The sequence below is a fragment of the Anoxybacillus sp. TBDG-1 genome (assembly GCF_054815885.1).
On the sequence record NZ_JBTZSY010000074.1, the window covers coordinates 1 to 6,380 of the forward strand.

At 37.0% G+C, this 6,380-nt stretch carries 5 protein-coding genes and 1 pseudogene; all 6 read left to right on the forward strand.

Annotated elements, in window-relative coordinates; translation table 11 throughout:
• Nucleotides 1–61: 61 nt before the first annotated feature.
• Nucleotides 62–388 carry a nucleoside triphosphate pyrophosphohydrolase gene (locus ACYQY7_RS13435; protein WP_461202807.1) on the forward strand — a complete coding sequence of 109 codons (327 nt, stop codon included), beginning with the start codon at nucleotides 62–64 and terminating at the stop codon, nucleotides 386–388.
• Complete coding sequence (locus tag ACYQY7_RS13440) at nucleotides 381–2,804, forward strand: DEAD/DEAH box helicase family protein (protein ID WP_461202809.1); 2,424 nt, start codon at nucleotides 381–383, stop codon at nucleotides 2,802–2,804. The genes ACYQY7_RS13435 and ACYQY7_RS13440 overlap by 8 nt, the downstream gene beginning before the upstream one ends.
• A 386-nt stretch (nucleotides 2,805–3,190) precedes the next feature.
• Nucleotides 3,191–4,345 carry a hypothetical protein gene (locus ACYQY7_RS13445; protein ID WP_461202811.1) on the forward strand — a complete coding sequence of 385 codons (1,155 nt, stop codon included), beginning with the start codon at nucleotides 3,191–3,193 and terminating at the stop codon, nucleotides 4,343–4,345.
• Nucleotides 4,346–4,357: 12 nt separating this feature from the next.
• The gene (locus ACYQY7_RS13450; protein WP_461202813.1) at nucleotides 4,358–5,197 is read left to right on the forward strand and encodes a restriction endonuclease; all 840 of its coding nucleotides are present in this window, start codon (nucleotides 4,358–4,360) and stop codon (nucleotides 5,195–5,197) included.
• Between the two features lie 154 nt (nucleotides 5,198–5,351).
• The gene (locus ACYQY7_RS13455) at nucleotides 5,352–5,531 is read left to right on the forward strand and encodes a hypothetical protein (protein WP_461202815.1); all 180 of its coding nucleotides are present in this window, start codon (nucleotides 5,352–5,354) and stop codon (nucleotides 5,529–5,531) included.
• A gap of 20 nt (nucleotides 5,532–5,551) precedes the next feature.
• A pseudogene (locus ACYQY7_RS13460) lies at nucleotides 5,552–6,328 on the forward strand (type I restriction enzyme endonuclease domain-containing protein); the annotation flags it as partial.
• Nucleotides 6,329–6,380 lie beyond the last annotated feature (52 nt).

Sequence of the window (6,380 nt, forward strand, 5' to 3'; positions counted from 1 at the left end):
TATCGAACTGGAAGTTCGATTTAAAAATCTTTCTAAACATACTATACGAGGAGAGGTTACAATGCCTGTTTATCATAAGCTCGTTCGGGATTTAATTCCGAAAATAATTGAGGAATCTGGAAAGACGTTTACAATGCGTACATTAAGTGATGAAGAATATCGCGAACAGTTGCGGAAGAAAGCGTTTGAGGAATTAGAGGAATATATGAACGCCTCAGATGATGTCACAGCGGTGGAAGAATTAGCGGATGTATTAGAAATTATACATGCGCTTGCCGAATGCCATGGGGCAACGATCGAACAAGTCGAAGCCGTTCGTGCCTCGAAAGCGGAAAAACGAGGAGGGTTTAAAGAGAAAATTTTCTTAATTGAGGTACACGATGAGTAAAATCGAGTTTGTCAAAAGCCATTTAATTGAAAAACTAAATGAACATATTGAAACAGCCTCAACGATTTATATGTTGACGTCGTTTGTGATGAAGTCGGGGGTCGATATAATAAAAGAGCCGTTAAAAAAAGCCATTGAACGAGGAGCAGATATTAAAATTTGTGCTGGAGATTATTTATATGTCACACAGCCAGAAGCTTTACGTCAACTTATAGCGATTCATCCGAATATTGAAGTTCGGTTATGGGAAAGTAACGGTATTTCCTTTCACCCGAAAGCGTATTTATTTGAAAATCAAAATGATGGATATTTTATTATCGGTTCGTCGAATTTATCGCGTTCTGCATTAACAAGTGGCGTTGAATGGAATGTTGGCGTGCCTAAATGTGTGGAAGAAAGTGTATTTGCTCAAGTGATGAATGAGTTTTTAACTCTTTTTTATGCGGAGCAAACGGTACAAGTAAACGCCGAAACGTTAAAGCAATATAAACAACAATATGACGATTATCACCAACGTCATACAAATCTCGTGCGACAATGGACGAAACTAGAGGAAGTAGAGTTGATGCTTCCAACGACAAAGAAAGAAGAAACGGAAATGATTTATGATGAAAGGGCTTCATATGGGACCATTCAGCCACGCTTTGCGCAAGTAGAAGCGCTTGCTCAGCTAGAGGCTACATACGAAGAAGGTTATGATCGTGCGATGGTCGTCATGGCAACAGGATTAGGGAAAACGTACTTGGCTGCCTTTTTCGCTCGAAAGTTTCAAAGAGTGCTATTTGTAGCGCACCGCGAAGAAATTTTACATCAGGCGAAGCGTTCGTTTGCGCAAGTGCTTTCGAATAAGACGTTCGGTATTTACGACGGCAAAGTGAAAGAAGGACAAGCCGATGTCGTGTTTGCGTCTATTTTTACGCTAAGCATGAAAAAACATTTAACTACGTTTGCAAAAGACGCATTTGACCTTATTGTGATTGACGAATTTCACCATGCCGCTGCGAAGTCATATGAGCGTGTGCTTTCTTATTTCCAGCCGAAATTTTTACTTGGCATTACCGCGACGCCTGACCGTAATGACTATAAAGACGTATACGCGCTTTGCGACGGAAATGTGGCGTACCGCATTGATTTTATCGAAGCGGTACAGCGCGGGTGGCTTGCGCCATTTCGCTATTATGGCGTATATGACGATACAGATTATACAAAAATTGCTTGGCGCGGCAACCGCTACGATGAAGAACAACTATTGCAAGCACAACTTCGTCACGAAATGGCAGAACGCATTTTGCAAGCGTGGGAGAAATATAAGCAAACGAAAACGCTCGTGTTTTGTTCATCGATTCGTCAAGCAGATTTTTTAGCCAATTATTTTAATAACCACGGTTATCGGACGATTAGTTTGCATTCCAAACAAATACATATCACGCGCTCGGAGGCGATTGAATTACTTGAAAAAGGCAAGTTAGACGCCATTTTCACCATCGATTTATTTAACGAAGGCGTCGATATTCCCGTGGTCGATACGTTATTATTTGTCCGTCCGACAGAGTCACTAACGGTTTTCACCCAACAAGTCGGGCGCGGCTTGCGTCTCCATCCAGAAAAACAATATTGCGTCATTATCGACTTAATCGGAAACTATCGCAATGCCGATGTGAAGCTAGCCTTATTTGATACGCAAAAAGAAGAAAGAAAAAAACAAAAGTCTGTGATCCCTGTTGCCCCAAACGGATGTGTTGTCGATTTTGATGTTCGTGTCGTTCACTTATTAGAAGAGATGCGTAGAAAACGACAACCGCGCAAAGAAAAACTCCTTGCCGACTATGAGGATGTCAAACAACAACTCGGTCGTCGCCCAACGTATCTTGAACTTCACTTGCACGGTCGCAGCATCGCCAAAGAATATCGCGATGAGTTTCAATCGTACGTCGGCTTTCTTTACTGGGCGAACGAATTATCCGAACGCGAAAAAGAAGTGTTTTTAAAATACGAAGCTTGGTTTACGGAAGTTGAGCGAACAGTGATGACAAAAAGCTACAAAATGGTCGTCTTGCAGGCGATGTTAAACCGCGGATCATCGCATTGGCATTTGCCAATCACGCCAACCGAAGCCGCCCCATTTTTCCATCAATATTTGACGGAAAAAGAATACCGAAAGCGCATCGATTTCTCTGACGGAGAAACGAAACGCTTATGGCAATACGACGAACAAAAAGTCGCGAAACTCATCGCCAAAATGCCGATGACGAAATGGAGTGGCAGTTCCGACGGGCTTATTTCATTTGCAAATAACGTTTTCTCGCTCACCTTCTCCATCGCGTCGGAAGACGAACGCATGTTATACGAATGGACGCAAGAAATTTGCGAATATCGGTTGCATATATATTTTGAGAGGAAAATTGAAGGGAAGTAGTGAGGATTTGAAAATAAGGAGAAAAAGGGAGCGTGCATTCGGTTCATGGAAATTCGCAATGTCCAATTTGCACGAGAACATCCAAATGTCAAAAGTTTAATAGAAACCGAACAATCCAAAATGTTCCTTCCAAATTCTAAGCACAGGCATTCCGAAAGAATGGGGAATCTGCTTTTCCGATCACCATAAGCTGAGCCCCCCAGTTGTATTTACAAAGAATTCAATTTTTTGATGAAAAAATTTTTTAGGAGCCCATACACGAAATCTTGATGTATCAACATTGCTAGAGAAGAGACTTTTTATAAGGAAATAAAATATTAATTTACAAAAAATCTTATAATTTGGTATAATTAAGGATGGTATTGATTTAGAAAAGGGTGAATGAAATGAAGTTAGTTAATAAGAATATTAAAATTGGAGATATCCTGTTAGACCCGTTTAATCCCCGTTTTGGTGAAGAGGCATTTTTTGATACGCAAGAGGGAGTTAAGAAAAAAATTTTTAAATCTAAGGCTGCCAAAGAACTTCTGACTAGTATGAAGCAGAATATTAAATGGGTTAATCGAATAGTTGTTAGAGAGGTAGATACACTACCAGATGAAAAAAAGTCTCATTTTGATAGCGAAGATGCTAAATATATTGCTGTAGAAGGAAATAGCAGATTAGCATGTCTGAAAAGTGGAGAAATAGAGGGTTATTCAATAGACACAGAAATCCCTGTTCTTTTAGCAGTGAAGGAGGAAAATGAGAGTTTTGAAGAATATGAAACAGAATTAAAAGTAACACAAGGTATTGCTAATGTAATGGTTGTGAAAGAATGGAGCGATATTTCTAAAGCAAAACACTTATACGAGTTATGTGTTAGTAAGATTAAATACGAAAATAAAAATTTCGCTACAGTTATTAGAGAAACAGCGTATGAATTAGGAATGTCAAGTAGCGATGTAAGAAAATCCGTACTTAGATATACTTTTTATCGTGAAATAAACAATATCAGTGACACTATTCCAGATAAATATTGGGGTTATCTGGAAGGGTTAGATAAAAATAAGGAATTAAGAGCATTTTTTGGATTGTTAGAAGATAAATTAGAGTTTGAATGGGCACTTGATGAAGAAGCATTAGTCGATTTATACCCTGATTCTGATTTAAAGAGGGAACTGTTAATCGAAATACCTGCTATCATTAAAAGTGCAGAAGATGATGGTCTTAACACTAAACAATTTAGAGATATTCTTGCTAATATTGTAGAAGAACACAAGAAAAATCCAGAAGATGTAAAAGATACATTGGTTAGTTTAACGAGAAATGATAGAAATGTTAATTGGAATATTATTCTTGAAAATGTGAAAGAAAATTCAGGTATATCCCAAGAAGAGGTTTGGAAAAACAAATTAATTTCTATTCAAAAAGAATTAACAAGGACACCTTTAACTGCTGAATGGAGCATTAATCTCGAGAATGACCTATTAAAAATAAGAGATATTATTATAGATAGTTTAGATATGCTTGAAATTAAGAAGAAAAGGTTAAACAGATAAGGTTGATTAGTTATGGAGAGTCTAAATCATAGGATAAAAAGAAAAATAAGTAAACATATAATAAAAAACTTTAATGATAATAAGAAAGAGCTTTCACAATATTTGTTTGATAATTGCTATTCTTTGGTGGAGGATTTAAAGTTAAATATCGAACCAGAAGATATAATGTTTACAATAGCTTACATCAATAATCCTGATTTTCAAGAATTTATTAAAGTTCTTGAAAGCGAGATTAAAAATACTGGCGGTAGAAGCAAAATTAATCTGCTAAAAAATTCCTTTACGTATTATATCGAAAAATCTACCTACGGTCTTAGTATTAATAATGGCCTAAAGAGAGCTTTGGAAGAAAAGTTAAATGCAATAAAGCGATTACAAAACGGACATAGAATATATGAGAAATTCTGTGCCTTGTTTTTACAGGATTTTAATTTTAGTAACGTTTATATTACCACAAGTTCAAATGACTTAGGTATAGACATTACTGGTGAATACACTTTTCAAAGTGAGACTAGCAATCCACTATTGAATATATTATTACCCCAAAATATTGTTTTTTTATCACAAGTAAAGTTTTATGACTCTCCTGTAGATACAAGCTATATTAGGAAATTAATAGGGGGTTCGCTTTTTATTAGGTTCGATAAGGATACACATATCCATGTTAGGCATAACCCTGTTTATTTAATTTTCTTTAGCCATTCAGGTTTTACAGAAGAAGCAAAGAGATTTGCACAAGAGAATAAAATTTGTCTTATAGATTCAGAATTCATAGTCGATTTAATTTGCAGTGTTACTAATAGTGTGGAACTCAAATCTGTCAACTTTCTTATGAATTCTCATAAGGTATGAAAACAAATTCTATATGAATGGACGCAAGGAAATAGCTAAAAAATTATATGAACGTCCATATTCCGTCATTGTTTTATTGTAATGCATTTCTTGTTATTAACGATGGGGTAAAAGCGGGCGCGGGAACGATTACCGCGCGCCGTTTGACCGGTTTATGGCTTGGACGAAAATTAATTCAGAAGATGAAGTAGATGAAGTAAAGGAAAACCGTGAGTTAGAAACATTAATGTTTGGCTTATTTGAGCCGAAACGTCTTTTAGATGTCATTTTAAACTCTACTTTATTTACAAACGAAGCAAAATTATGCCGGCGTATCATCAATATTACGGCATGAGAAAAGCAGTTGCTTCGACTAAAATTGTCATTGTTGTTGATATGTGGCTCACCGGTTTTGATGTACCGGCGCTTGATACGATGTATATTGACAAGCCGATGAAGGCACACAATTTAATGCAAGCGATCGCTCGTGTCAATCGTGTCTACCCGGGCAAGACAGGCGGTTTGATCGTCGATTATATCGGTTTAAAGAAAAATTTAATGGAAGCACTACAAACGTATACGAAACGCGACCAAGATAAAGTGCAAGAAAACAGCCAAGCTTGCGACATCGCGTTAAACATCCTCGAAGTGTTGCGCAATATGTTCCATTCGTTTGATTATCGCGCCTTTTTCGGTGATAGCGATAAAAAGCGCTATGAAGTCATTCGCGACGGGGCGGAATTTGTGCAGCAAACGGAAAAAAGAAAATGGCTGTTTATGACGGAAACGAAAAAGCTGAGAGATGTTTATAAAATTTGCACCGGTTTGCTTACGAAAGAACAAAAAGAGGAAATTTCTTATTTTATCGCTGTCCGTTCGTTTATTATGAAATCTTCACGAACGGGTACGCCAGATTTAAAAGAAGTGAATGAGCGAATTTCAAAAATGTTGGAAGAAGCAATTTTAGAAGATGAAGTGATGGTGTTGACTCAAGCGGTTTCATCGGAAAGTTTTGATTTGTTGAATGAAGAAAATATCAAAAAACTATGGGCATTGCCGCAAAAAAATATTGCGACAACGATTTTAATGCGCGTATTAAAGCAAAAGTTACAGGATGTAAAAAAGAAAAATATGATGGTGAGCAAAACATTTGTAACTGCTAAACTAAAGTGGACAGTTTCCGACAAATAAAATTGGACACTTA